The organism is Enterobacillus tribolii (assembly GCF_003363015.1).
GTDB classification, from domain to species: Bacteria; Pseudomonadota; Gammaproteobacteria; order Enterobacterales; family Enterobacteriaceae; genus Enterobacillus; species Enterobacillus tribolii.
In genome coordinates this window covers 175154-200273 of sequence record NZ_QRAP01000004.1, presented here as the reverse complement: position 1 = coordinate 200273, position 25120 = coordinate 175154, and the positions used below count along the sequence as shown (strand labels likewise).

17 protein-coding genes and 1 CRISPR repeat array are annotated in these 25120 nt (G+C 55.2%); of the genes, 11 read left to right on the top strand and 6 right to left on the bottom strand.

All coding sequences use genetic code 11. The features are described from left to right. The first annotated feature begins 200 nt into the window (after positions 1-200). From C8D90_RS10315 to pstB, 3 genes are read left to right on the top strand one after another with little or no spacing between them, the layout of a single operon-like run. A complete protein-coding gene (locus tag C8D90_RS10315; protein WP_115458362.1) occupies positions 201-2357 on the top strand; it encodes an ABC transporter permease subunit in 2157 nt (718 codons plus the stop codon). Continuing rightward, the gene (gene pstA, locus C8D90_RS10310; protein WP_115458361.1) at positions 2357-3994 is read left to right on the top strand and encodes a phosphate ABC transporter permease PstA; all 1638 of its coding nucleotides are present in this window, start codon (positions 2357-2359) and stop codon (positions 3992-3994) included. Before C8D90_RS10315 ends, pstA begins: the two co-directional genes overlap by 1 nt. Positions 3995-4026: 32 nt before the next feature. Then, a complete protein-coding gene (pstB, locus tag C8D90_RS10305) occupies positions 4027-4839 on the top strand; it encodes a phosphate ABC transporter ATP-binding protein PstB (protein ID WP_115458360.1) in 813 nt (270 codons plus the stop codon). A gap of 15 nt (positions 4840-4854) precedes the next feature. Here the strand turns inward: pstB and speG are convergent, their stop codons facing one another. After that, positions 4855-5394, bottom strand: a complete 540-nt coding sequence (speG, locus tag C8D90_RS10300; RefSeq protein WP_115458359.1) for a spermidine N1-acetyltransferase — start codon at positions 5392-5394, stop codon at positions 4855-4857. A 251-nt stretch (positions 5395-5645) separates the two neighbouring features. Here speG and cas3 point away from each other — a divergent pair, with 251 nt between their 5' ends. The 8 genes from cas3 to cas2e all read left to right on the top strand — a co-directional run bounded on the left by cas3 (position 5646) and on the right by cas2e (position 15268). After that, positions 5646-8342, top strand: coding sequence for a CRISPR-associated helicase Cas3' (cas3, locus tag C8D90_RS10295; RefSeq protein ID WP_115458358.1), 2697 nt, complete (start codon positions 5646-5648; stop codon positions 8340-8342). Positions 8343-9369: 1027 nt separating this feature from the next. Further along, complete coding sequence (casA, locus tag C8D90_RS10290; protein WP_115458357.1) at positions 9370-10929, top strand: type I-E CRISPR-associated protein Cse1/CasA; 1560 nt, start codon at positions 9370-9372, stop codon at positions 10927-10929. Continuing rightward, the gene (casB, locus tag C8D90_RS10285) at positions 10922-11521 is read left to right on the top strand and encodes a type I-E CRISPR-associated protein Cse2/CasB (RefSeq protein WP_115458356.1); all 600 of its coding nucleotides are present in this window, start codon (positions 10922-10924) and stop codon (positions 11519-11521) included. Before casA ends, casB begins: the two co-directional genes overlap by 8 nt. A 32-nt stretch (positions 11522-11553) precedes the next feature. Beyond that, a complete protein-coding gene (cas7e, locus tag C8D90_RS10280; protein WP_115458355.1) occupies positions 11554-12636 on the top strand; it encodes a type I-E CRISPR-associated protein Cas7/Cse4/CasC in 1083 nt (360 codons plus the stop codon). Positions 12637-12647: 11 nt separating this feature from the next. Further along, a complete protein-coding gene (gene cas5e, locus C8D90_RS10275) occupies positions 12648-13382 on the top strand; it encodes a type I-E CRISPR-associated protein Cas5/CasD (protein ID WP_115458354.1) in 735 nt (244 codons plus the stop codon). Then, positions 13382-14056, top strand: coding sequence for a type I-E CRISPR-associated protein Cas6/Cse3/CasE (gene cas6e, locus C8D90_RS10270; protein ID WP_115458353.1), 675 nt, complete (start codon positions 13382-13384; stop codon positions 14054-14056). Before cas5e ends, cas6e begins: the two co-directional genes overlap by 1 nt. Beyond that, positions 14056-14973 (top strand): type I-E CRISPR-associated endonuclease Cas1e, encoded by a 918-nt coding sequence (gene cas1e / locus C8D90_RS10265; protein ID WP_115458352.1) that lies wholly within the window; start codon positions 14056-14058, stop codon positions 14971-14973. The genes cas6e and cas1e overlap by 1 nt, the downstream gene beginning before the upstream one ends. Position 14974: 1 nt before the next feature. Beyond that, positions 14975-15268 (top strand): type I-E CRISPR-associated endoribonuclease Cas2e, encoded by a 294-nt coding sequence (gene cas2e / locus C8D90_RS10260; protein WP_115458351.1) that lies wholly within the window; start codon positions 14975-14977, stop codon positions 15266-15268. A gap of 84 nt (positions 15269-15352) precedes the next feature. After that, a CRISPR array of direct repeats spans positions 15353-15931; the repeat unit is 29 nt; unit sequence GTGTTCCCCGCGTGAGCGGGGATAAACCG. Between the two features lie 92 nt (positions 15932-16023). On the opposite strand, the gene C8D90_RS10255 is transcribed toward cas2e, so the two are convergent. The 5 genes from C8D90_RS10255 to C8D90_RS10240 are packed head-to-tail and all read right to left on the bottom strand — an operon-like array spanning position 16024 to position 24839. Then, positions 16024-16650, bottom strand: coding sequence for an imm11 family protein (locus C8D90_RS10255; RefSeq protein ID WP_115458350.1), 627 nt, complete (start codon positions 16648-16650; stop codon positions 16024-16026). Then, entirely contained in the window at positions 16647-20792 is a 4146-nt protein-coding gene (locus C8D90_RS10250) for an RHS repeat-associated core domain-containing protein (protein ID WP_115458349.1), read from the bottom strand. Before C8D90_RS10250 ends, C8D90_RS10255 begins: the two co-directional genes overlap by 4 nt. Positions 20793-20802: 10 nt before the next feature. Continuing rightward, positions 20803-20931, bottom strand: a complete 129-nt coding sequence (locus C8D90_RS22395; RefSeq protein ID WP_260503133.1) for a hypothetical protein — start codon at positions 20929-20931, stop codon at positions 20803-20805. Further along, positions 20928-22523: a tetratricopeptide repeat protein gene (locus tag C8D90_RS10245; protein ID WP_147291350.1), complete on the bottom strand. Its 1596-nt coding sequence runs from the start codon at positions 22521-22523 to the stop codon at positions 20928-20930. The genes C8D90_RS22395 and C8D90_RS10245 overlap by 4 nt, the downstream gene beginning before the upstream one ends. 30 nt (positions 22524-22553) lie before the next feature. Then, positions 22554-24839 (bottom strand): type VI secretion system Vgr family protein, encoded by a 2286-nt coding sequence (locus C8D90_RS10240; RefSeq protein WP_115458347.1) that lies wholly within the window; start codon positions 24837-24839, stop codon positions 22554-22556. Positions 24840-25120 lie beyond the last annotated feature (281 nt).

Genomic DNA, 25120 nt, shown 5'->3' with positions numbered 1-25120 from the left:
AGTTTGAAGGGAAAGTCCAATGATTAGGCGGAGTTGAGAGGAAGAGGGGCATTGCCGGCAAAGAGGGCGCGAAATGTTTCACCGTTTGGCAAAAAACGGCGGGTAATATAGCGTTCAACCGGCAGACATATTATGCTGCCGCTCTGCGCTTTGGCTTGGCGAAAACTGAACGTTTACAACACGCTGATTATGGATAAGGCATGGGTTTGACACCATCACAGACAACACCGCTCGGCCGGCGCCGCGCGCGCCGGGATCGCCTGACACGCTATGCCATCAGCGCGGGCGGCGTTTGGGTGTTGCTCACGCTGATGCTGATTTTCTTTTACCTTATTTATACGGTATGGCCGCTTTTCCGCCCGGCAAGCATCGGCGCCGCGCAGCCGCTGGCCTGGCAGGCCCATTCGCCGACGCTGACGGCGGGCGTGGAGCATTCCGGGCAGTGGGCCTGGCGCGTCGATCAATCCGGCACGGGCACGTTTTTCAGCCTGAAGACCGGCGGTGAAAGCGGAACATCCGGGCCGCTGATGCCTTCCCCGCCCACGGCATTCGCCCGTTTGGACGGCAATAATACGCTGCTGGCGCTGGGCGACGGTGAAGGGCGGATCCGGCTGGTTACTCCGCGCTTCCGTACGCCGGGCGATGCCCCGGCACCGCAGTGGGGCGATGATTACGGCACGGCGCCCCAGCTTTTCGATCCGCGCCGCCAGCCGCTGACGCAGCTTGGCATCGCCCGGCGGGGGAATGACGTGATGGCGGCGGCGTTGACCGCCGACGGCCGCGTCTTGATGGGAACGTGGCGCCCGAAGGGCTGGCAGGTAAACGTGCTTGAGGCGCGCGAACCGGTTTCCCAACTGCTGCTGGCGCCGGATGCCGGCCGTTTGTTCCTGCTGGGGAAAACGCACCTGAGCGTGTTCGCGCCGGATAACGGCAGCGCGGAACCGCGTGAGGATATCGCGCTGGACGCCCGCCGGATGCTGCTGTTGCCGGGCGCGTCCTCGTTGCTGCTCCTCGGCGGCGACGGCGTGGTCAGCCAGTGGTTCGAAGTGAACCGCCGGGATGAAACCCACCTGACGCGCATCCGCGATTATTCCGCGCAAAAGACGATCGCCCTGATGACGGCGGAACCTTACCGCCGTGTGTTCGCCACGCTGGCGCGCGGGGGCGCGCTGTCGCTTTATGACGAATTACAGACCTCCCCGTTATTGACGTACAAACTTCCTGCCGACACGCGCGGAATTTGGTTCGCCTCCGCCGGCGACGGTCTGCTGACCGAAAATGCGCGCGGCATGGTCTGGTATCCGCTGGATAACGCCTATCCTGGCATTAACTGGCGCACTTTGCTGCTGCCGGTCTGGTTTGAAAACTACCCGGCGCCGGACTACGTCTGGCAGTCCACCTCCGGCGCGGATGATTATCAGGCGAAATACAGCCTGTGGCCGGTGGTGGCCGGCACCCTGAAGGCCGCACTGTACGCGCTGGCGTTTGCTGCGCCGCTGGCGGTGGCGGGCGCGGTGTATACCGCCTGCTTTATGTCCGCCGGGCTGCGCCGGGTGGTCAAACCGGCGATAGAAATGACGGGCGCGCTGCCGACGGTGGTGATCGGCCTGGTGGCTGCCATCTGGCTGGCGCCGGTGATTGAAGCGCATTTGCTGGCGCTGCTGCTGTTGCCGCTGGCGCTGCCGTTAGTGACGCTGGGCGGCGGCGCGTTGTGCGCCCGCTGGCTGAAACCGGCCCGGCAGCGCGCCGGCGCCGGGCGTGAAATCCTCTTTTTGTTGCCGCTGGTGGCCGTGACCGTGGCGGCGTTGTTTGCCGTTGCGCCCTGGCTGGAACGGCTGATCTGGGATATGCCGCTGCATGAGTTCCTGGGTGACCGCTATGAACAGCGCAACGCGCTGGTCGTCGCCGTGGCGCTGGGGTTCGCGCTGGTGCCGGTTATCTTTACCCTGGCGGAAGACGCGCTGTTCGGCGTGCCGCCTGCGCTGACGCAGGGATCGCTGGCATTGGGCGCCACGCCCTGGCAAACCGTGTGGCACGTGGTGCTGCCCGGCGCCAGTGCGGGGATCTTCTCCGCCCTGATGATCGGGCTGGGGCGTGCCGTGGGCGAAACCATGATCGTCCTGATGGCGACCGGCAACACGCCGTTGCTCGACGCCAGCCCGTTTCAGGGGCTGCGCGCGCTGGCCGCCAACATCGCGATTGAAATGCCGGAGGCGGTGGCCGGCAGCGCGCATTACCGCATTCTGTTCCTGACCGCGCTGGTGCTGTTCGTCTTCACCTTCGTGGTGAATACGCTGGCGGAGGCGGTACGTCTGCGCCTGCGCGCCCGTTATGACACGCAGAGGGAGGGCCTCTGATGGGCGCATTACGCGGCGGACGGATTTGGATTTGGCTGAGCGCCATGGCCGGCAGCGTCAGCATTCTGGCGCTGCTGGGCATTTTGCTGCTGCTGGCCGGGCAAGGCATGCGCTATTTCTGGCCGCACGGCGTGTACCAGTTTGAGCTGCGCGACGGTCAGACGGTGATCGGCGAGCGCTATGCGCGCTATGACGTTCCGCTGCAACAACTGCGCGAGGCGGGGATCAAGCTGCCGCAGGATGCGCCGCCGTCGCTTCCCCGCTATCTGGTAAAGACCGGCAACCGTGATTTCAACGGTCAGGATTTCCTTACCCTGCTGGGCAGCGACATATTGCATACGCGCAAACCGGCGGAGCTGATGGTGCTGGAACGGCGGCATAACGGCAATGCTTACGGGTATCTCGATGGCTTGCTGGAAAACGGTCAGCCGCTGCTGGGGCGTGACGCCCGGCAGGCGCTGCGCCAGCGCATTGCGCGCGTTCATCAGCTTACGGACAGCATTCATGCGTTGCAGAGCGGCACGCTGGTGCCTATCGGCCATGAATTTGAAGAACTGCGCCTGAAACAGCTGAAACTGGTGCGCAAAAACCGTTGGGGCGACCAGGAACAGGCGCAAAGCCGGGCGGAGCATATCCAACTGGAGAAACGCTATCTGGAGGCGCGGGAACGCCTGGCGATGCTGGAACTGGAGCAAAAGCGCGACAGCCTGGTGCTGCGCGATATGCGCGGCGAACGGCACGTTATTCCGTTGTATAAGGTGCTGGACGCCTGGTATCCCAATGCGATGACGACGACGGACAAACTGCGCCACTGGGGCGGGCAGGTGGTGAAGTTCCTTGGCGGGGAGCCGCGCGAGTCGAATACCGAGGGCGGCGTATTTCCTGCGCTGTTCGGTACGGTGCTGATGGTGATACTGATGTCGATCATTGTGATGCCGCTTGGGGTGATGGCGGCGGTGTACCTGCATGAGTACGCGGCGCGCAACTGGCTGACGCGGCTGGTACGGGTGGCGGTGATCAACCTGGCCGGGGTGCCTTCAATTGTGTACGGGATGTTCGGGCTGGGCTTTTTTGTTTATGTGATTGGGGGAACGCTCGATCAGCTGTTTTACGCCGGAGCGCTGCCCAACCCGACCTGGGGGACGCCGGGCGTGCTGTGGGCTTCGCTGACGCTGGCGTTGCTGACGCTGCCGGTGGTCATCGTTTCCACCGAAGAGGGGCTGGCGCGCATTCCGGATGCCTTGCGTCACGGCTCGCTGGCGTTGGGCGCGACGCGGGCGGAAACGCTGTGGCGCGTGGTGTTGCCGCTGGCGGCGCCGGCCATGCTGACCGGCCTGATTCTGGCCATTGCCCGTGCGGCGGGAGAAACCGCGCCGCTGATGCTGGTCGGGGTGGTGAAGTCGGTGCCTGAGCTGCCGGTGGACGGCGTATTCCCCTATCTGCATCTGGACCGTAAGTTTATGCATCTGGGATTCCAGATTTACGATGGCGCGCTGCAAAGCCCGAACGTAGAGGCGGCGCGCCCGCTGGTTTTCGCCACGGCGTTCTTGCTGGTGACGCTGGTGGTGGGGCTGAACCTGGCGGCGATGAGCCTGCGCCACTACCTGCGTGAGAAATACCGGGCGCTGTCGCTCTGACGCCGGCCCCGCATGATGAGGAATCGATTTTCATGGGACTGACATCACCGGATACCCTGCCATTGCTGGATGTGACGCAGCTTCCTTTGGCGCAGACGGCGCTGGCCGCCCGGAATCTGAATCTGTTTTATGGCGAAAAACAGGCGCTGTTTGATATTTCGCTGGCGATCCCGAAGCAGCGCGTGACTGCGTTGATCGGGCCGTCTGGCTGCGGAAAATCGACGCTGCTGCGTTGCTTTAACCGGATGAACGACCTGACGGAGCAGTGCCGCACTGAGGGTGAAATTACGCTGAACGGCGAGCCGATCAACACGCCCGGCGTGGACGTGGCTGAGTTGCGTCGCCGGGTCGGCATGGTGTTCCAGCGGCCGAATCCGTTTCCCAAATCGATTTATGAGAATGTGGTGTACGGCCTGCGTTTACAAGGCGTGCGCGACCGGCGCACGCTGGATGAGACGGTGGAACGCGCGTTGCGTCAGGCGGCGCTGTGGCATGAGGTAAAGGGGCGGCTGAGTGAAAATGCGTTCCGCCTTTCCAGCGGGCAGCAGCAGCGGTTGGTCATCGCCAGGGCGATCGCCATTGAGCCGGAGGTGCTGTTGCTGGATGAGCCGACGTCGGCGCTGGACCCGATTTCCACCCTGACCATTGAAGAGCTGATCGTCGGCCTCAAGCAGCGCTACAGCGTGGTGCTGGTGACGCACAACATGCAGCAGGCGGCGCGGGTGTCGGACTACACGGCATTTATCCACCAGGGAGAGCTGGTGGAGTACGCCGATACGGATACGTTATTTACTTCGCCGGGGAAGCGGAAAACCGAAGACTATATTACCGGGCGCTTTGGCTGATTAGCGCGGCTGCGGTTAAAACGTGGTAATCGCCTTGTATTTCTCCAGATACTGCGGCTGGAAAATACACATGCGGATGGCGTTGCGGTATTCCCCGTTGATGAAGAACTCGTGAATGAGTTCGCCTTCTACCTCGAAGCCCAGCTTGCTGTAAATGTGGATGGCCTTCTGGTTTTCTTTGTCTACCAGCAAATACAGCTTGTAGAGGTTCAGCACGGAAAAACCGTGTTCCATCGCCAGCTTTGCCGCTTTTCCTGCGTAGCCGTGCCCCTGATGGGCGGGATCGATGATGATCTGAAATTCGGCCCGGCGGTGAATGTGGTCGATTTCCACTAACTCCACCAACCCCACTTTAACCTCGTCATGCTCCACCACGAAGCGGCGTTCGCTCTGGTCGTGGATGTGCTTGTCATACAGTTCCGAGAGCTCAACAAACGCGATATACGGCTCCTCGAACCAGTAACGCATCACGCTGGCGTTATTGTCGAGCTGATGCACGAAGGTTAAGTCTTCGCGCTCCAGGGGGCGAAGTCTGACGTTGTCATCATTAATCATGGAAGGCTCCTTCAGAAACACGCGAAATAGCGTGGCTGAATTATATCGGATGCCGCCGGTGCTGGGGAGTGAGCAAAACTGATGTAATAAAAACTTTTTGATGAAGGCTGTTGGTGGTTATTTTTTTGATTAGTAAAAATTTTTGATTCGCGTTTGGTTTTTATTCGGGCAGGTGAAGGATAGTTACATGAAATTTTTTAACCTTGCTTCAGGCAACGCCGACGGCGGGGAATAAGGGAACAGGCGGGATAATGCCGGACTATCTGCGTTATTGGGGAAAAGCGCGCTCTGATGCGGAGCAGGGCGGGGATGCGTTTCATCTGCTGGCCTATCACTGCCTGGATGTGGCGGCGTGTGGCTATGTGATGGTGATGGAAAACCGCTTCGGCAGCGGCGACGGGTTGGAAGCGCTGGGATTCTCCCGCGAGGACGGAGCGCGCTGGATAGCCTGGCTTTTTGCCGTGCACGATATCGGTAAGTTTGCCGGGGGATTTCAGGCGCAGTATACGCATAACTCTCCCGACCTGGTGCGGGTGCCGGCGGGAATTGTTTATACGCTGCGGCATGACTCGCTGGGGTATTGGTTGTGGCGGGAGCAACTGTCGCAGCGTTGGCTGGAGGGGGATTGCGCTATATTGCCGGCCTGTGATGACGCCGATTGCGAGCGCTTTCTGGATACCATGGATGTCTGGATGCAGGTGAGCACCGGGCATCATGGCGTGCCGCCGGAGAAGGGCAACGATGCGGGGATTCTGGCGTTTTCCGCGCAGGATATTGAGGCGGCGCGCGCCTACCTGATTGCCATCGGGGAGTTGTTCTCTTTCTCTGCCTGGCCGGTGGCATGGAAAGATAAAGCGTGGCGCAAGCAGCTTAAATGCCAGAGCTGGCAGCTTGCGGGAATGATGACGCTGGCTGACTGGATGGGATCGGATCAGGCGCGTTTTCCTTTTGTGGCGAAGAAGATGCCGCTGCGGGCGTATTGGCAACAGGCGCTGGCGACGGCGGAAGCTCTCGTTTCCTCCCTGCCGCCGGTTTCCTGTGTGAGTGATTACACCGGTTACCAGGCGCTCTTTCCCTTTATTCAGCAACCGACGCCCCTGCAACGCTATGCCGCTGAGGCGGATATCTCTGCGCCGGGGCCGCAGCTTATGGTGCTTGAAGACGTGACCGGCGCGGGGAAAACCGAAGCCGCCATGATTTTGACTCACCGGCTGATGGCGCAGGGGAAGGCGTCGGGGCTTTACGTCGGGCTGCCGACGATGGCAACGGCGAATGCAATGTTTGAGCGCCTGGCGAAGGCGTACCGCGTGTTGTTTCGGGAGAGCGATCGACCTTCTCTGGTGCTGGCGCACGGCGGGCGTCATATGTCGCAGGCGTTTCGTGATTCAGTTTGGCATGAACAAAGTGACGGGCAGACGGCTTATGGGCCGGAGGATGTCAGTGCCGGCGCGGAATGCAACGCCTGGTTTGCTGACTCACGTAAGAAAGCGCTGCTGGCTGAGGTGGGCGTGGGAACGCTGGATCAGCTGCTGATGGCGGTGATGCCGTTTCGTCACCAGTCACTGAGACTGCTGGGAATCCGTGACAAGGTGCTGTTGCTGGATGAGGTGCATGCGTACGATGCGTTCATGATTCGTCTGCTGGAAGGGCTGTTGTTTTTCCACGCTGCGCAGGGCGGGAGCGCCATTATTCTGAGTGCGACGCTGAATGCTTCCCTGAGGGAGAAGCTGCTCGGCGCATTTGCGGCCGGGGCTGGTTTTGCCCGCGTTGAACCGCTGCCGCAGGCGGGGTATCCATGGGTTTCTCATTTGACGTCGCAGACGTTGCAGGAGACGCGTATCGATACCCGCCGGGAAGTGCAGCGCGAGGTGGCCGTGAACTGGATAACCGGCATTGAGCAGGGCATGGCGCTGATTTACCAGGCCGTCGCGGCCGGTGAGTGTATTTGCTGGATTCGCAATACCGTTGACGATGCCATTGCGGTTTATCGGCAACTGATTAGCGCAGGGCAGATCCCGGCGGCGGATATTTTGCTGTTTCATAGCCGTTTTGCCTTTACCGATCGTATGGCGATTGAGGCGCGGGCGCTGTCGTGGTTTGGGAAAGAAGGGGCGGCGGATGAACGGCGCGGAAAGGTATTGATTGCCACGCAGGTTATAGAGCAGAGCGTTGATATTGATATGGATAATATGCTGACGGATCTTGCTCCGATCGATCTGCTGATTCAGCGTGCCGGCCGCTTACAGCGGCATGTCCGTAAACGCAGCGGGGAGCTTAAGACCGGGCTGCCTGATGAGCGAGCGGCGCCGGTGCTGCATGTTTTGGCGCCGGAGTGGCAGGAAAACGCACAACCGGGCTGGCTGGGCGAAACGTTGCGCGGAACCGGTTATGTGTATGCTGACCATGCCTGCTTGTGGCGCACGCAGGCGATTTTGCGCCGGCAGGGGGGAATCCGTATGCCGGAGGAGGCGCGTACGCTGGTGGAAAGCGTGTATGAAGAAGGCATTGAAGCGCCGGCGGGGTTGCAGGGGATTGCGGATGGTGTTCTTGGGCAGGTGCTGAGTCATCGTGCGGCGGCGAAGCAGAATTTATTACTGCGGGAGAAGGGGTATGACCGTAATGCCAGCGATTATTTATGGAGTGAGATGAAGGAGCTTTCCACACGCCTGAGTGAGGAAAGCGCAGAGGTCTTTTTGGCGTTTTGGGGTGAGGATGGTGAGTTGCTGCCTTATGCCGGGGAAGGGGCGTTTAGCTGGGAGCGGAGTAAGGTACAGGTCAGGAAACGTTGGTGGGAAAAGCATGCCGGGGGTTTTGTGGTGCCGGATGAAGAGTTACTGGAGCGCTTCAGAAAGCAGATACACCGGCCTGCTGCGCAGGTGCTGCTGGTGTCGGGGGAGGATGCGTATTATGGCAAGGCGTTTGGGTTGATTGGGGGAGAAACAGGGTAGTGAGTGAGGGTATCCGCCGAGTTGAGCGTCGAGACCGGAATCACAAGCCCACATTCAGTTGTGGATTATCCACGTGGTGCGTAATAGCCTGAAGCTCGTGACCTGGAAAGGCTCCAGGGCACTCATCAGCGGGATGAAAACGGCGTATCAGGCACCGACAGATTGTAATGTATCCAGCCAGCCATAGAGCTCTGCGTTAAGGGAATATCTATATCATTCATCCTCTTAAGCTGTCAGAACTTATCATGATGCTGGTCGCACATAACGAAAGCATTTGAACATAAATTCATGCTTTTGCAAAACAGGAAAGCGAAAGTAAAAACGGTTCTGCCTTCAGAAGGGATAAAAGAGGTAGTGTAAGTTTCCCGCAGTCCTGAGGACAGTGTGTCGGATTGTCCGTTCGGGAAACATTTCTAAAGAAAATACTAAGTAAGGATTTACTATCTCCTGACGTATTCTTTATTTTAATAGACAATCGGAGAGACATTTGAAAGGAAAAAGACATTTATAATTTAATTTGCAGATGTATAGTGTTTGTTTAATAAATTAGAAATGTGTTTTATACGCTTTAAATATAATGGGTGAGAATCGCGTTACGTATAATGATATATTTTAATGGGTTTATTTCAAGATTAAGGTTCTGTCACTGTAGGCGTCAATTTTATTATTTATTCGCTGTAATTATTATATTTTCATTTATGCATTTCGCTATCATGATATAAGTTAAATTTAAGTGATACAAGTCACAAATATCATGTTTGCTTATTGTTTTTGTTCTTAAATACAATATGAGTCAAATTTTTTAATTAAAATACAATTCGTTTCTTAAGTATTATATCAATTGATTAAATTTTCTGATTGATATATGTTCAGTGGAATTTTGATATTGGGGCCTGTGCTAAAAATGCCTGTTGCCATTAAAGTAGCGACCAGGTTCTTTAGCAGTAATTATTTTTTGATGAGTCAATTCATATGTTCCTAATGTCACTGGCTTAAAGAATGAGACCAGTTTTAACGGGAGTACAAAATGGACTTAACCACCGAATGCTGGATTCCTGTTATCAAATCAACAGGCCAGCAGGAGAAAGTATCACCGTTGCAGTTGTGGGATGATGACATCCTTGACGTTTCTTACCCCCGCCCGGATTTTCAGGGCGCGGCCTGGCAGTTTCTCATCGGCTTGTTGCAGAGCACGGTTGCGCCGGAAGATGAAGAGGCATGGCGTGATGTCTGGCAGGACGGCATTTCGCCAGAGCACTGGCAGCAGGCGCTTGCGGCAATCTCTCCGGCAATGCAGTTTGGCGCACAGAAGCCTGCATTCCTGCAAAGCTATGAGCCGTTGGATAGTGAAAACAATGCTATTTCCGGCCTATTAATCGACGCCCCCGGCGGTAACACGCTTAAACTCAACAAAGATCACTTCATAAAGCGTCATTGCTACGAGCGCATGTGCCCGCATTGTGCGGTGATGGCGTTGTTTACCGTACAAACCAACTCCCCGGCAGGCGGCGCAGGGTATCGCGTGGGGTTACGGGGCGGCGGGCCATTAACGACGCTGGTGGTACCGGAAGAGAAAGATTCGCGTTTGCCATTATGGAAGAAGTTATGGCTGAACGTGTTACCACAAGAGGAGCAACCTGCGCCTGCGCTATACCCGCTGATCTTCCCCTGGCTTGCGGCGACGAAAACCAGTGAAAAAGCCGGCAACAGCGTAACGCCGGAAAATTCGCACCCATTGCAGGCGTATTGGGGAATGCCGCGCCGGATTGAAATTGATTACGGTAAAACGGAGGCCGGACGATGCGATCTCTGCGGGGAACATCATGATGCCTGCCTGCTGGAGATGCGAAATAAAAACTATGGCGTGCAATATGACGGTTGGATTCACCCTCTGTCGCCTTATCGTAAGGCCCTGAAAGATGAAAAAGCGCCCTGGCTGTCGCTGAAGGGGCAACCGGGTGGGCTTAGCTATAAGGATTGGCTGGGGCTGTCGCTGCAAAGCGAGGATAAATTTAACGAGACCCGTCCGGCTGGCGTTGTACGTGCACAAGCGGATCGCCGGTTAAGGATAAAAACCGGGCTGTGGTGTTTTGCCTACGATATGGACAACGCCAAGGCGCGTTGTTGGTATCAGCACCGGGTTCCTGTCGTGAATACTCCGAATCCGCAGATGCTGAAGGCCGTGTTGCAAGACATTGTCGCGTTCAGCATTAGCGGCCTGTCATTGCTGAGAAATCATTTGAAGTCAGCATTGTTTGCCTCGCCCGGTGAAGTGAAAGGGGATTTCAGTACGCTGGATATTTCCTACTGGCCGGAAACAGAAGGCGCGTTTAAACAACTGCTGAATATATTGGCGGAAGACCCAGAGCGGGCGCATCAGAAAACGCGTCAGGCCATTCGGGAGTGGGAATATAACCTGCAAAAATATCTCTTCACGGTTTTTGACCGGGAAGTGTTTTCCGATCCGGATCGCGACAGCGCTGTTCTGCGTCGCCAACTTAAGGCGCGTAGCAACCTGGGGCGGGATTACCAAAAGCAGAAACTACGTGAAGAAATCTTAAAACTTGCGGCGGAACCGCATGTTTAACACCGATACCGCACGGGAAAAGATCTTTGTTTCGGAGAATGCCAGAACGGTTCTGAACGATTGGTTTGATGCGTTGCAGGAGCGGGACAAACGTTTTGGCGGCGTGCATGTCAACGGCCGGGCCTGGCGGGCGGAACTGCGCCGGGCGGAGCCTCCTTATGGCGTCATGTTATGCGAGGGATATCATGCCCTGATGGGGCAATTGGGTAAGCAGATGGCGCTGAAAGATATTGATCGACTGGCGCTGGCATTGTTTGTTTCCGTTGCCGTTCATGCCAAATCCAATAACCGTTCCGGTAAGAGGAGCTTTGCCGCTCAGTTGGGAGAGGAAATCAAAGGTCGCACCTGCCTTTCGGCGTTGCGGTTCGATCGTTTGCAGCAGGCGGAAGAACCTGACGTATTTTGCCGGCAACTTATCCGCGCCGTGAAACTACGGGGAGCGGAAGGGGTAAATATTCTTTCATTGGCCGACGGTATTTTCCTGTGGGCGCGTGAATGGCAGGCGCGGGAAGAGCACCAGCCTGAGAATATCGATCCTTTTTCCCGCAATAAGATCCGTTGGGCCAATGAATATATTTCTACAGCTAAATAGCTTTCCCGCTTTCATTTTATAAGGACTTAAACATGACCACTTTTCTGCAACTGCACCTGTTAACCGCTTATCCCCCGTCTAACCTGAACCGCGATGATACCGGACGGCCAAAAACCGCCAGGATGGGGGGCTTTGAACGCCTGCGCGTGTCGTCGCAAAGCCTGAAACGTGCCTGGCGTACTTCCGATACGTTTTCTTCTTCTTTGGCGGGGGAAATCGGCACGCGTACACGCCGGATTGGGCGTGACTATGTGTATGACCCAATGGTAAAGGCCGGTATCGCGGAGAAGCTGGCTATGAGTGCGGCAGGGAAAATTGCTGAGCGGTTCGGTAAATTGAAGAGTGATAAAAATGCAAAGAACCCTTTAAGCAATCTGGATATCGAACAGTTAGTTCATATTAGCCATCATGAAAAAGAGCTTATTGAACAACTTGTTGCAACCTTGATTGCGGAGAAGCGCGAGCCTAATGACGATGAACTGAATTTGTTAAGAAAGCAGGATCGCAGCGTCGATATTGCCTTGTTTGGCCGCATGCTGGCTTCCGAGCCGGGCTTTAATGTGGAAGCCGCCTGCCAGGTTGCGCATGCGTTGGGCGTTAGTGCCGTGACCGTAGAGGATGACTTTTTTACCGCCGTTGATGATTTGAATAAGAAAGAAGAAGACGCCGGTTCCGCACATATGGGAGAGCAGGGGTTCGCCTCTGCGCTGTTTTATACCTACATCTGTATCAGCCGCGACCTGCTGCTGGAGAACCTCGGCGGCGATGAGGAATTAATGAAGCGCACGCTGGCCGCATTAGCCAAAACCGCGCTTACGGTTTCGCCCGGCGGTAAGCAGAACAGCTTTGCTTCGCGAGCTTATGCCACCTACGCCCTGGCGGAGTCGGGAGATAAGCAGCCGCGTTCACTTTCCGTGGCCTTTTTTCAGCCTGTTCGGGGCGACAATCAGGTTCAGCAGGCGATTGAGCGCCTTGAGCAGCAATGCCTCCGGTTTGATGACGCTTACGGCGAGTGCGCGCAGTCGCGTTACGTACTGAATGTTGAGCCGGTAAAAAGCGAGCTGGTCAAAGAAACGGGGTCGTTATCCGGATTGCTGGATTTCATTTGCCAGTAAGGGACGGAACTATGACGCGATATCTGGTTTTCCAACTTTACGCGCCTCTTGCCTCCTGGGGCGAAGAAGCGGTAGGCGAGGTTCGTCACTCTTCATCGATTCCCACCCGTTCCGCCTTGCTCGGATTGCTGGCTGCGGCGGTTGGTATCAAAAGAGAAGAGGAAGCGCGCTTAAATCAGTTTAACCAACATTACTACGTTGCCGTTCGCGCTCTTTCCCGTCAGGAGTCCTGGTTGCGTGATTACCATACGGTGATGATACCGCGGGAGAATAAAAAGCGGACCTATGCGACCCGGCGGGATGAGCTACGGCTTGCGCCGGAAGAGGTGGGGACCATCGTCACGCAGCGGGAATACCGTTGTGATGCTTATTACCACATTGCGCTGAAAGAAACGCCGCAGGCGGTGTTGCCGCTGGAAGCGTTATCTGAGGCGCTTGTGGCGCCGCATTTTCCGCTGTATCTGGGGCGTAAAGCCTGCCCGCTGGCGCTGCCGTTGTCACCCCGCATCATTCACGGAACGCTGGCGGAAGCATTTCGTCAGGCCGAGCGGGAGTTGCCTGATCCTAGAGCTCCCGGGTTGGCTTCGCTGATAACGTCTAACCCCGAGTGTTACTGGGATGATCCCGAAGAAATGAGTATTACGGTATACGGGCAGCACAAATGTGCCGACCAGCCTGTCAGCCGTCTGCGCTGGCAGTTTGGCGATCGCATACGTTTTCACGGAAGGCTGGGGGAGGGTGGTTGATGTATTTATCCCGTATCAGGCTGGTGTTGAGCCGTTTGACGCCGGCAATGCTGCATAAATGGGGGAACAGCCAGCCCTATGTCGCGCACCAGTGGCTGTGGCAGTTGTTCCCTGAACACACCGAGCGCCCCTTCTTATTCCGTGAAGAAGCGGGGGAGTGTTTCTATGTCCTGTCCCAGGTTCCGCCCTTGGCGGAGCATGACCTGTTCACCGTCGAAACGAAACCTTACCGGCCGAATGTTGCTGCCGGAATGACGCTGGAGTTTCAACTGCGTGCCAATCCGGTACTCGTGCGGCGGAAAAAACGCTATGACGTGCTGATGGACGCCAAGTTTCAGGCTAAAGCGCAGGGTATCGATCCGGCGAAATGGTGGGGATTGCAGGAGCAGGCCGCATGTGAATGGCTCGCCAGGCAAGGCGAGCAGCATGGATTTGAGCTGGAATCGACTTCTGAGGACGAATGGGCCATATTTCAGCAGCCTTATCTGAGGGCTTATGATCAACATCGTTTTATCCGGCGTGAAGGTGAAAACAGCATTGCCTTTAGCAGTGCGGATTATGCCGGGCGTTTAACGGTGACGGATGCGGAGAAATTTGAGCAGGCGTTGCTGAAAGGCATTGGTAAAAGCAAGGCGCTGGGATGTGGCCTGTTGATGGTAAGACGGAGCGGCTGATGGCCTATCTTCCGCTGAACCCTATCCCGCTGAAAGATCGTATTTCTATGATTTTTCTGCAATACGGTCAAATTGACGTTATTGACGGGGCTTTTGTCTTGATCGACAAAACGGGCATCCGGACTCACATTCCTGTGGGCTCGGTTGCCTGCATCATGCTTGAGCCGGGAACGCGGGTTTCTCATGCTGCGATCCGTCTGGCGGCGACGGTGGGAACGCTGTTGGTTTGGGTCGGTGAGGCGGGGGTGAGGTTATACGCCTCCGGCCAGCCGGGCGGCGCGCGGTCGGACAAATTGCTTTATCAGGCGAAGCTGGCATTGGATGAAGAGCTGCGGCTGAAGGTCGTGCGTAAGATGTTTGAGCTGCGTTTTGGTGAAGAAGCGCCGAGCCGGCGTTCGGTAGAGCAGTTACGGGGTATTGAGGGGAGCCGGGTCCGGGCAACCTATGCATTGCTTGCCAAACAGTACGGCGTGAAATGGAATGGCCGTCGTTACGATCCGAAGGACTGGGAGCAGGGCGACACGGTTAATCAGTGCATCAGCGCTGCTACGGCTTGTTTATATGGCGTGACAGAGGCGGCGGTGTTAGCGGCTGGCTACGCACCGGCGATAGGATTTATTCATACAGGCAAGCCGCTCTCTTTCATTTATGACATCGCGGATATCATCAAATTTGACACCGTAGTACCGAAAGCGTTTGAGATTGCGCGCCGCTGCCCTACAAACCCGGACAGGGAGGTTCGTCTTGCCTGCCGGGAAATTTTCCGCAGCAATAAAACGTTGGCAAAGCTGATTCCGCTGATTGAAGACGTGCTGTCTGCCGGAGGAATAGAGCCGCCGGCGCCACCGGCGGATGCTCAGCCAATCGCGATTCCTGAGCCAGTCAGTTTGGGTGAAGCGGGGCACAGGAGTAGCTGATATGAGCATGCTGGTTGTGGTGACGGAGAATGTTCCTCCCCGCCTCAGAGGGCGGCTTGCGGTTTGGCTGCTGGAGGTTCGGGCCGGCGTGTATGTTGGCGATACCTCCGCGCGGGTAAGGGAGATGATTTGGGAACAGGTGGATACGTTGGCTGAGCAAGGAAATGTTGTTATGGCCTGGGCAACGAACACTGAATCTGGGTTTGAGTTTCAGACCTACGGTGAAAATCGCCGTATTCCGGTGGATCTGGATGGTTTGCGTTTGGTTTCTTTTCTCCCTCAGGAAAATCAATAAGTTAGCGTTCTTTAATAACGTGGGATTTTTGGTGGATTTTTGTAGAGGGTTAAACCTGTTTAAAATCAAATGGGTAGATTTAGAGTGTTCCCCGCGTGAGCGGGGATAAACCGCGGGTGTGGACCATCACGATCCCTTCGCGTGTGTGTTCCCCGCGTGAGCGGGGATAAACCGTGGCGAAAACGACTGAAAAGTGGCCGGCGATAGTGTTCCCCGCGTGAGCGGGGATAAACCGCAATTAAACGAAACTTTTAAAGTGGCGCGCTAGTGTTCCCCGCGTGAGCGGGGATAAACCGCACACCGACACGATTAGCAAGTGCCTGATAATGTGTTCCCCGCGTGAGCGGGGATAAACCGGCTAGTTTATTAAATGCTGTTGATTGGTCATAGTGTTCCCCGCGTGAGCGGGGATAAACCGATTATGAATCGGACGACGTTTCCATTTTCAACGTGTTCCCCGCGTGAGCGGGGATAAACCGATGGTGGATTTCCGCCGGTGATGCCCCATACCCGTGTTCCCCGCGTGAGCGGGGATAAACCGCCGCAGTAGCCGCTGCTGTGTTCACTAAGCCGGTGTTCCCCGCATGAGCGGGGATAAACCGTCGTCCGATTCACAATTTTGCGCGATGCCGATGTGTTCCCCGCGTGAGCGGGGAATAAATTACTGGTCAATGTAGGGAGAGGATAACTAATATCAGTGTTACTCATGCGGGCACTGAAGACAATTTCACCCATAAATAGGATAAGATATAAAACTACCATCCTTCCCAAGCATCATACTTGTAATTATCATCTATTAATATGAATTCGATGCCTTTTAATCCAAGAGACTCAAATTTCACTTTAAATTCTTGGGAACATACTGGTTGGGATATTTCTTGACAAAAGAATAAGTGTTTTGATACATCGTCTTTAATATGGAATAAATCAATGGCGTCATAATATGTTTTATTTAACCCTTTATCTTCAGGCGTGTTAAGTTTCCCAGAGTTAATGTCTTTAGATATAGTAAAAATAGATTTATTTTGATCTAATATAGATAAATAGTCGAGAAGAAAGAATAAATAATATTCTTTTGATGGGACTTTACTTCTTAGCAATTGCACATCAGTAGGAATATAAAAAAAGTTTACATTCAAACTATTGCATAGTTCTATAAATTCATGTGACACCAAATTATCGTTAAGGAGATAATCACCATTAAGTTGATATGATTTTGCTTTTAGAGCGTATTTTTTTGCAAAATCATTTTGATGAGGTGGAGCTGTATAAATATCGTAACCAGGTAATGCTGGAGTCCACGTTTTATCCATAAAGTGAGGTACCCCTTCATCATCGGGGGAGTATTGAATAATATAGTAATTCTTTGTTGGCTCATTCATATTAATCTTCCAGTGTTAGGGTCAACATTAAATCTTCCACTTTCAAGTCCTTCTCTGGCCCAATCCTGAATGTTTTTAATCCCCAGCGCGAGTTGGAGATCGCTCAGGCTGCCGGATTGACTTGCGAGTTGAGATAACTTATTTCTTACTGCCCCGGTATATCTATTGTGATTAGACCAGTGTCCGGGAAGTCCTACCTTCCCGGAAAGATCCTGTGACCCAGGCAAAAATATTCCATTAGATGCTCCGTCACCATTCCAGCCAATTTTCTTAAGACGATCAAACATGGTTTTAAAATTGTCATCTTTCATTAACTCTTCTGGGATAAGATGGTGATTAGACATTCCGTCACCTGTCCTGGCACCCATACTTTTGCCTAGCTCACAGCTACTTAGCCCGAGTGGATCAATCTCCCCTAATGGATTAAGAACATAAGCATAAACGTTTACTCCACCCGATAATCTTATCGGATCCTGACTAATATACGTCCCGGACTCAGGATCATAATAACGATACCGATTATAATGCAACCCGGTTTCGCTGTCATAGTACTGCCCCTGAAAACGCAGCGGATTCTCTACCTGATTCACCAACTGCGGCCCCGGTTTTCCCCAGGCTTCCATCCGGTGGTGCCAAACCAGCTTTCCCTCCGTATCAATCAGTCGGATAGGCGCACCGTTCGGATCGCAGTCATATAGGTAATTCGTTTTTTCTCCCTGGCGTTGCTCCAGCAGGGCAAAAGGCTGAAAACTTCCGGGATGATAGACGTACTCCCGTACTTCCGTCAGCAAAGGCTCCAGCAGCAGCTTACGCAAAATAGGTGTCGCCAGGTCGTAAACCGATTCGCTTTCAGGAAGTTCTGCCTCACTGCGCATCTCTCCGCTCAGCGCATGTCCCTGCCAGAAGAAAACGTGAACACCTTGTGCACTTTGTTTAAATACCCGGCGCCCTAATCCGTCATAGCCAAAGCTGACACGCTGTCCATTCTGACGAACCTCAACCAGTTGGTGTTCGGTATCCCATACCAGGTCCTGCTTGCTGTCCGGTTGTGTGAGAACGCGTCGCTGGCGCAGGTTTCCGGCCCGGTCGTAGATATAGCGGGACTGCGCGAATCTTCCTTCGCGATACCAACCGGTCGGCGTGTCATCGACGGCCTGCACCGTGCTGGTCATGCAGTTACCGGCGGCATCCGTGACAAAACGCCGGATGTCACTGTCCGGCTCCATTACCGACAGCAGGCGACCAATGGGGTCATAGGTAAACCGGGAATGCCCGTCAATCGAATCGTAGCGATCCGTCAGGTTGCCGTGCTGATCATAGTGATAACGCGTGGCGAACAGCGGCTGCTCCTGCTGCAACACTTTCTGGGCGGTGAGGCGCTGGGCCGGATCATAGTCAAATTCGCGTAATAACGTCTCGCTCAACTGCTGGCGCACCAGCCGGCCTTGCTCATCATATTGAAGCTGGATTGGCACGGCATCATTAAGCGTAACGGAGGCGATTTGCCCGAACGCGTTGTATTGATAGTCAACGCTGTGTCCGGCGTTACTTTCACGGCGAATGTACTGGCCTGCCGGGTTGTAGCGGTGAAGCAGGCGGTAATGATCCTGCTGTTCAAGCAGCACGCGGCCTGCGGCATCGTATTCCCATGACAACTGCCGGTGGCGGTTATTACACTGTATTAAACGTCCGCATTCATCATAGCGATAGGTTACCAGCGGCGTATCACCTTCGGCAGGCAGTTTGGCCGTCAGGTTGGCATCGGGATCGTACTGATAGCGCAGGATCTGCCCGAGCGGATCGATCCGCCAGAGAAGATTACCGTCGGCATCATAATGATAAGATGTGGTTTGGCCCCAGTAATCCGTTTCTTCCGCCAGTCGGCCCAGATAGTTGCGTTTTAATTGCCAGCGTTGCCCCAGCTGATTGCTGACCCCGATAAGCTGCTCTTCGGTATCGTAGTGATAATGGAGCTGATGCCCGTCTGGCGTTTGGCAGGTGGCGATTGTTCCCGTGCCTGAGTAACCCAGGCGCGTTTTGCGGCCGCCATCTTCCTGATAAATAACGGGTCTGTCGTTTTTGTCATAGGTAATACGTAACAGCGGGGAACCGTCGTTGCTCTGCTGTTCAACCAAGCGTTGCTTGTTATCCCAGACATAGCGAATCTGCCGGCCATTATCTTCAACGACGTGAACGGGATTGCCGTAGATGTTGTTTTCCAGACGGTTTGTCGCCATGCCGGCCATACGGTATTCGCGGATAAAACCATAGGCGTCATAAAGCACATGATGAATTTTATTTCCGTCTGTCTGGAGTTGGATCGGCTGACCAAAGGCATCGTAGGTAAAGCTTTTTTGCACTCCCGTCGGATCGCATTGCGTAGCGAGGTTACCGGCTTCATCGAACGTCTGTGTCCAGGTGCTGCCGGTAGCATCGGTCGATTGCAGCAGCCATCCCTGTAGGCTATAGCTGAAACTATAGCGCTGTCCGGAGGGCGAAATTTCCGCCGTAATGCGCCCGAACTCATCGTATTCCCATTGATAGCGCCGGCCCGAAGGCAGTATCACCTGACGGGTCATCCCGTTGTCGTCATAGACAAAGGTCGTTGTGCCGCCTTCGTGATCGGTTTCGCAGATGGGCAGCCCCAGCGTGTTGAATTTGACGACGCTGTGGTACCCCAGGGAATCAACGATTTCCACCTCATCAAGCAGATCGCACCAGGTAAACCGGTAGTCATAAAGACCGTTGTCTCCCCAGGCGTGGATCACCCGCCAGCGCTCATCATACTCATAGTAAAAAGTAAGCCCGAGGCGATCGCTGTGTGACGTCATGTATCCCTGATCATAACGGTAGCTGCGGGCATTGCCCTGGGCGTCGATCTCGGCGCTCAGGCAGCCGCCGTTATACTGGTAGCGGGTCAGCGGATATTGACGTTCCTGGTGCGTATCATACAACGTCATGGCAACTATGCGCTGATCCTCCAAAGTACAGAGGATCTCTCTGCCCGTCGGGCCGAGATGCGTCAGCTCGCACAACCGCGTCAGCGCTCCCTGATGGCGGACAAATGACCAGCAGTTGCCATGCCGGTCTCCTACGGCGCTGATTGGCAGCGGTTGGGGGGTATCCTGTTTATGGGAGGAAACGGGAATCGCGAAGTGATAGCGGGTTCCCCCATCTTCTTCGACGATCCAGTATTGTTCGTCCCGTGTTTTTTCTTCACGCCAGATACGGCCGCCGGCGGGGAAAAGCGGCCGGGCATATGCTTCCCCGGGCTGTTTCGGCAGCTCGGCAATTGCGTAAAGCCCGTCTGGCAGATTGAGCCAGCCGATATCTTCTGCATGAAGGCAGAGAAGTTCAGCATCCGCCAGCGTTTTCCAGCGATGGCCGCATATGCCGCCGTTATCATCATTCGATGAACGATAATGCCGTGCCCATGTCAGTGGAAAACGGCCTGGTAGTGAAAAGTCCAGGTGTTCGACCACCACGCTGCCATCGCGGATATCTACAGGTTCTGCCCGCAGGATCTTACACTTGAGGAAACCTTCAGGCATACCACCAAACAGCTTTTGGCGCAGGCTCTTGAACTTGTCCATCGCCTTGCTGTAAAGGCTGGACTGCTTAAAGTGCGAGAATCCCCAAAACGCAGTCCTCATCGCCAGCGCCATCAGGTTAACGGTCAGCGGGCCGCCGACGTTCACCGCATTGGGAATGGCCATGTTGATAGTCAGCGGCATTACCGGCGATCCGCCGGGAGCTTCCGGTTTTTTAGCGCGCGGCGGAGGGAACAACCCGATGAAATTGCAGCTCAGGGTGGGAACCCCAATGCGTGAGAACGGTTCACCGCCGGCCGACACCGTCCGGCTGCCCATAAATATGTCGTCATCTTTCTGCGGCCCCATCACGATCGACAGCGGCGGGGTAAACACGCCGGCAACCGGAATATGGACGCAATAACCGCCGGTACCGGCAGTGGCGCGTTTACGGCCGTTGATGTGAACGTTTGAACCTAAAATGGGAACATATTCCATAGGATCAAACACCAGCCCGATATGCGGCGTTGGTATCGGCGTGGCCGGAGGCGTCAGGTAAAAGTGCAGATCGATGCCGAGCTGGGGATCAAAGTGCGAGCTGGAGTGGGCCATATCTCACACCTCAGAAGACGGCGCGCAATAACTGCCGCATGAAATTACGCGCCTCAGTGGCAAAATCTCCGTCGGAGGCCCAGACAAACAGCATCAGTACGACGGCAACGGTGATTACGCTCAGGAGTTTTGATTTCATGATAAAGAACCATCCTTGTGATGCTGAGAAATAAAGGAATCTGCCATATTATTTTCCGGCTGAGCCAGGTAGTTGGGCATCGCGGTCCAGGTGCGGTATGGGGCGTCAAGCGGGTGGGGAATATCCGGCAAGCCGTTCCAGCCTTCGTGCAGATACTGCCGCGCCATAGCGACGGTATTCTTGAAGTCCGTATTGCCTTTCAGGATTAACTGCTCGCGATGCTGGCGGGTTTGATTGAAAAGCGCGATTTGCCCGTTGTGCAGTTGCTTGTTCACCGCATCAATGTCATCTGCGCTGATGGGGGCAGGCAGATGTTTTACCCGTTCGTCAGCCGCAGTAAGCAGGTTGCAGTCCTGCTGTTTATGTTTCTCTGCGCATTGGCTCAGCGCATCGGTGCGTGGGGCGTCGTGCAGGCGGAGTAATTCCTGGAAAACGAACGGCAGCGTCGTCGCCAGGCGTTGCCCAGCCGGCAATGACTTACCCAACTGCATTGCCCGGGCGAACGCCGCCGAGGCGTCATCCGGATGATGCCGGCGCAGGTGGCAGTGCCCTGCCATCCGGTGGCCGTCAATGGCGTAATAAACATTTCCGGCCTGTTGCGCCCAGTTTGCCGCATCCGTGTAGGCCCGTGCGGCCTGTTGGTATGCGTTGACCGAGTAGTGAGCGCCACCAAGAGAGAAATCGGCCTGCATCAGGTGTTGCAGGCGCTGGTCCGCTTGTGGAATCGCCTGTGCGCACCGGCGGGCTTCCTGATAAGCCGCAATGGCTTTGGGCGCATCGCCGGCCTTCAGATGACCACCGGCGATCATGTTGTGGACGATAGCGCTTTGCGCATGCCATCCCTTTTTGCCGGCGAGGCTCAGTGCCTGTTCCGCCCGCTGAGTGAGCTGGGCGGGCGTTCCCTTTTCCAGAAGAATGAAGCAGTCAAGCAACAGGGAGCGGTAACGGCCGGCATCCGCGTCGCGTTCTCCCGCAGCCTGTTGGTAATAAGTTTCGCGCATCAGTTGCAGCCCATCGGTGGGCAGCGTGATAAGCCCGGCGTGAGCTGCATGTTTGTCCAGCAAAAACTGCCACTCCGGCTGAACGTCGGTGTCGCAGAAAACCAGACGAATGTTGTCCGGAACAGTGCTGGCAATGTCGCCGATCCAGCGGGTGAATAGCTGTCTATCGCTGACGGATTCGGGGGAGAGCATCACGGCCAGATAGCGAAAGTTGGCGCGGTGATGCGATGCAAAATGCTGAAAGCAGGACAGGGTTTCCGCCCCCTGCGTTACGGGGCGTTTTTCCGCTTCCCAGTACGACGCCACGGCGTCGCTGTTCTGATATTTTCCGATCAGCGCATCAACCAGACTCTGGCTGTAGTCGTAACCTGTGGTAAAAGGGCAGGTGAAAGTGACAAAAAGGTCGGGAATGCCGTGTTCTCCCGGCTGTTGTTCCTGCAGGGCGAGAAATGTTTGCGCCACCGCCCGCGCATCATCGCGGCTGCGGATCGTCAGCAGGCGCATCTGCGGATTTTGCAGAGTGGAAAGCCAGGCCTGGGCCAGCCATTCGACCTGATGCTCCACGGGCGTTTTGATACTTCCTGTATTCACGCTATTCCTCAATAATTCTGCATTCAGAAATTATGCATTCAGATCGATTTTGCTGCCGTTGAGGGTGACTCCGCTGCCATCGATAACAACGGTGGAGCCACCGGCCGATATTTCGATTTTACCGGGAGTGATCTCAATACCACTGCCGCCGACCATCAGGGTGTGTTTCGTCATCGCGGCATCGGTAATGCATATGGCCGATCTGAGATCCGCGCCGATCACGCCGGCAATACGTCCGCCCACGACGGTAGACTGCTGCATGCCGATGACGCTGGTGGTTTCACCGGCCATAAACGTACGGGTGACGGGCCCTAAGACGTTCAGCTTGCGTGTAGTGGTGATAGTGGTTTCCTGGGCGTTACCGATCGTGACCGTTTGTTGCCCCGTAATGTGCTGCGTTTCGTCGGCATTTACGGTGCAGCTGCGGTTGTCGTTGACGGTCATTGTCTGTGTTCCGTCAACGGTGATTTCCTGATTACTTTGGGCCGTAAAGGTGTGAATTCCGGTGATGGTTTCTGTGCATTTGCCGGTGACTTCGCGGGTTTCGTCGCCCTTGACTGTTGCGGTGCGGTTTCCGTCGACGCTGCATTCTTCGTTGCCGGTTACGGCCCGCGTGCGGTTACCTTTAATGTCAGTGGTTTCGTTGCCCTGAATAGAAACCGTTTCATCTCCCTGGACGGAAATAGCTTCGTTACCCTGTACCGCGTGGTTGCGATCGCCGGTTACGCTGTGGTCTTCCTGACCCGCTACCGAGGTGCTCAGATTATTGCCGATGGTGGCGGTCGCGTCGTTGTTGACGTTGGTGTCCATGTTGCGGTGCGCGTTGAGCCACATTTGCTCCGCCCCGGCTTTATCTTCAAAGCGCAGGGCGTTGCCGGTGCTGCTGTCGCCGTCTTTGGTGCGGCTGAGGAAGCCCATTTGCGTTGCCCCGGCCGGCAGTGACCACGGGGGCATGCAGGCGTCGTTATAGACGCGGCCGATAACGATGGGGCGATCCGGATCGCCGTTGATGAAGTCCACAACCACTTCGTCGCCAACGCGCGGTATCTGGACGCCGCCGTAGCCTTGCCCCGCCCAGGCGCTGGAAACGCGCACCCAGCAGGAACTTCCCGCATCATCGGGGCCAAAGCGATCCCAGTGAAACTTCACTTTGATCCGGCCGTATTTGTCGGTCCAGATGGACTCACCGGCCGGCCCGACCACCCGGGCCGTCTGCGGGCCGTGGGTTTTCGGCCACTCCGCATACTGCCTGGGATGCCAGGGGGTGTCGGCAGGAATGACGGTGAAGTCTATATTTTGTTCAATTTCCCCGCTGTCGCCGCTGGTATAGCCATTTTCGCGCAAGAGGTAGCGTGCGCTGATGATCAGGTAGTCGCCGTTATCAGCGGCATAGGGCGCTTTGCTCAGCGTGAAGGTATGTCCGGGCACAACGCCAAATGTGGTCGCATGTGCTTCAATTTGCTGATGTTCGGCTTTCCAGGCTTCCTGACGAACGCGGGCATAGAACTCGCCCTGCTGATGTTCGGTGTAGCGTCCCGGCCACTCATAGACGTCGATCTGCCCCGGTGAGGGGGAAACCGGATTTTGCCGGGCCTGGAACAGCCAGGCGTTAGGCTTGCGGAAATCGTAGTCGCTCAGGCTGTAAATGCCGGGCGTGGCCTGCTCGGCCAGCGTCCATTGGCTGATGCCTTCACTGTCGCCGACGCCGCCGCCGGGCGTCTGAATATAAGGAATGGTTTCATAGCCGCTGAAAGCCGAGTGAAGCTGGGGCGCATCGGCAAGGATCAGGGTATGTTTGTCCCGGTCATGGCTGAAGTAGTAATAGATCCCTTCCAGCTCCATGAGCCGGCTGATGAAGTTGAAGGTGCTTTCATTATATTGTACACAGTATTCCCACAGGCGATAGTTGCTGGTTAAGCGGTCGTCAAATCCGATATTGTATTCGCCAAGCAGGGTTTTAATGATTTGCGGTACGGACTGCTCCTGAAAAATACGGAAGTTTTTGTCCTGCGTCAGCGGCCATAAATCAGACTGAAGATGCACGTTATAGGAGGTATAGCGTGTACCGTCACGTTCCTCATTGCCGACGGCCACCGCGGTTATTTTTCCGTTAAGGAAGCGGGGGGCTTGCGACGGGAGTGGAATTTCAAGCGTCAGCGACTGCCCTAATAAACTCTTAGGCGGGACGCGATCACTTTCGCTTAATAGCTCAACGGTAAAGTCGAACGGTGCTGACAGGGATTCAACGCCTGACAATGCACGGAATAACAGGACACCTTTTTCAAGAGGAGTATGGGCGATAATACGGCTCGACATAAGAACTTCCTTGTCATCTGAAATAGCTGCTTCAGGCGTTGATGTAAAACCGAATGATTAATATTTTCTAATATATGTCACTCATGGATAGTTGTATATGTGATTATTCCGATATGCTCCTTTTAAGCAATCATTTGCTTTCTTAATGCTGGTTACGTTTTATTACCAGCAAATTCCGGGTTGTCGGGTTTATATAAGAACTGCAGGAGAGAGGGCTATGGATGCGGTTTTATCTGGTTTACACGTTGAGAGGCGGTTGTTTGCTTTTTCTGAAATAAACG

Bases quoted from the DNA above. Each gene is read 5' to 3' on its own strand.
- C8D90_RS10315 (WP_115458362.1), top strand. From the start codon at position 201: ATGGGTTTGACACCATCACAGACAACACCGCTCGGCCGGCGCCGCGCG.
- pstA (WP_115458361.1), top strand. From the start codon at position 2,357: ATGGGCGCATTACGCGGCGGACGGATTTGGATTTGGCTGAGCGCCATG.
- pstB (WP_115458360.1), top strand. From the start codon at position 4,027: ATGGGACTGACATCACCGGATACCCTGCCATTGCTGGATGTGACGCAG.
- speG (WP_115458359.1), bottom strand. From the start codon at position 5,394: ATGATTAATGATGACAACGTCAGACTTCGCCCCCTGGAGCGCGAAGAC.
- cas3 (WP_115458358.1), top strand. From the start codon at position 5,646: ATGCCGGACTATCTGCGTTATTGGGGAAAAGCGCGCTCTGATGCGGAG.
- casA (WP_115458357.1), top strand. From the start codon at position 9,370: ATGGACTTAACCACCGAATGCTGGATTCCTGTTATCAAATCAACAGGC.
- casB (WP_115458356.1), top strand. From the start codon at position 10,922: ATGTTTAACACCGATACCGCACGGGAAAAGATCTTTGTTTCGGAGAAT.
- cas7e (WP_115458355.1), top strand. From the start codon at position 11,554: ATGACCACTTTTCTGCAACTGCACCTGTTAACCGCTTATCCCCCGTCT.
- cas5e (WP_115458354.1), top strand. From the start codon at position 12,648: ATGACGCGATATCTGGTTTTCCAACTTTACGCGCCTCTTGCCTCCTGG.
- cas6e (WP_115458353.1), top strand. From the start codon at position 13,382: ATGTATTTATCCCGTATCAGGCTGGTGTTGAGCCGTTTGACGCCGGCA.
- cas1e (WP_115458352.1), top strand. From the start codon at position 14,056: ATGGCCTATCTTCCGCTGAACCCTATCCCGCTGAAAGATCGTATTTCT.
- cas2e (WP_115458351.1), top strand. From the start codon at position 14,975: ATGAGCATGCTGGTTGTGGTGACGGAGAATGTTCCTCCCCGCCTCAGA.
- C8D90_RS10255 (WP_115458350.1), bottom strand. From the start codon at position 16,650: ATGAATGAGCCAACAAAGAATTACTATATTATTCAATACTCCCCCGAT.
- C8D90_RS10250 (WP_115458349.1), bottom strand. From the start codon at position 20,792: ATGGCCCACTCCAGCTCGCACTTTGATCCCCAGCTCGGCATCGATCTG.
- C8D90_RS22395 (WP_260503133.1), bottom strand. From the start codon at position 20,931: ATGAAATCAAAACTCCTGAGCGTAATCACCGTTGCCGTCGTACTGATG.
- C8D90_RS10240 (WP_115458347.1), bottom strand. From the start codon at position 24,839: ATGTCGAGCCGTATTATCGCCCATACTCCTCTTGAAAAAGGTGTCCTG.